General features: G+C 70.3%; 1 protein-coding gene. It reads right to left on the bottom strand.

Features of this window, described 5'->3' with window-relative positions:
- Positions 1–16: 16 nt before the first annotated feature.
- A complete protein-coding gene (locus DXC18_RS10290) occupies positions 17–1,306 on the bottom strand; it encodes an IS110 family transposase (RefSeq protein ID WP_158552092.1) in 1,290 nt (429 codons plus the stop codon).
- Positions 1,307–1,595 lie beyond the last annotated feature (289 nt).

Below are 1,595 nucleotides of genomic sequence, written 5' to 3'. Positions count from 1 at the left end.
TTGCGTCCTGACGCTCCTATTTGGCAAGGTGTTTTTTAGAATCCATTTTGCGCTCGGCCTCGAAGGCTTGCCTGTCCCAATCGAGCGGAAGTCCGGCCTCGACCCATGCCTCGTAGGCCCTCCTTATGGGCTTGAGCTCCCTTTGGCCCCTCTCCAGCATCGAGATGTACTTCTCGCTGGTTCCCAATATGGACGCCGCCCTCACCTGGCTGACCTTCGCCGCGCGCCTGGCCGCCACGAGCTCCGAGGCGTCCTCGGGCCTCCTGATCTCGTGCGGGTGCATCAGCGCCCGGTACGCCTCCCTGGCCACGTAGCGCTTGAGGCACCTCATGACCTCCCTGTCGCTCTTCCCCCGCGCCCTGGCCCTCTCGGCGTACTCGGCGGTCTCGGGGTCGCGCATGACCCTCTGCCTCGCGATCTCGTGCAGCGCGCTGTTCGCCTGCCGGTCGCCGCCCCTGTTGAGCCTGTGCCTCACGGTCTTGCCGCTCGAGGCGGGGATGGGGCAGGCGCCGCATATCGCCGCGAACGACGCCTCGGAGCGCAGCCTGCCCGGGTTGTCCCCGGCCGCGACCGCGAGCTTGGCCGCGCTCACGGGCCCGCACCCGTACATAGCCAGCAGCGCGGGGCAGTTCTCCTCCAGGGACGCCTCGATCGCGCGCTCCATGTCGAGCGCCGCGTCGCGCGCCGCCGCCCACAGGTCCGCCAGCGCGCCGAGTGCGGCGCCCAGCGCGCCCTCGGCGCGCACGGAGGGGAGCACCTCCATCAGCCTCGGCCCCGCCACCCCGCGGAACCTCGACCTGAGCCCCTCCGGCGCGGTGGTGAGCAGGGACCTCGCGGTGTTGATCGCCGAGGTCCGCGCCTTCACCGCCCCGGAGCGCGCCGCGAGCATGCAGCGCACCCCGTCGACCCACCCGTCCTGGCTCTTGGGGGTCCCGAGCTTTGAGCCGGACATCGCCGCGCGGGCGGCCCTCTCCGCGTCCGCCTCGTCGCACTTTCCCTGTCCCGGGCGCCTCCTCTGCGTCCTCGCCGGGGAGAGCGCCTCGCGCACGGGCATCCCCAGCGACGCGAGGTGCCTGGTGAGGCCCGCCCCGTAGGACGACGTCCCCTCCATCGCGACGCAGGCCGGCTCCCCGGCCGCCGCGATCGCCCCGGCGAGCGCCTCGTATCCCGCCGCGTCGGCGGGGAACTGGCGGGACAGGACCTTGCGGCCCCTCCAGTCGAGGACGTACAGCCAGTGCGAGTCGGCGTGGGTGTCGACCCCGCAGAAGACCGGCCCGCGGGCGCCGGGTGTCGATTCGGTTCTCATGTCTCGCTCCGTTCTTTCCGTGCTCGCCTGGACCGGGCAGACGGCACACTGACGGGGCGCGATAGAATGCGGTTGTTCGGGTCCGCGGTATCGCTCCATGCTCCTATTAGGTCATGCGGCGGTCTCGGCTCGCCGCGGGCCGCGCGGGACATGTCAGGAAACGAGGGCAGCCCTGTGGGCGCCAGCGGAATGTGGAGTCACCGCGCGGTCCGCATCTGATGGTGTCGACGTCAATGGTATACGGGTGCATCATCGACGTCTTCAATACAGAAGATATCAGTGCGGAATG

Source organism: Collinsella sp. OM08-14AT, from assembly GCF_003438115.1.
Lineage (GTDB): Bacteria > Actinomycetota > Coriobacteriia > Coriobacteriales > Coriobacteriaceae > Collinsella.
Note: the sequence above shows the minus strand (reverse complement) of the source record. Positions and strands in the feature narration are given on the sequence as shown.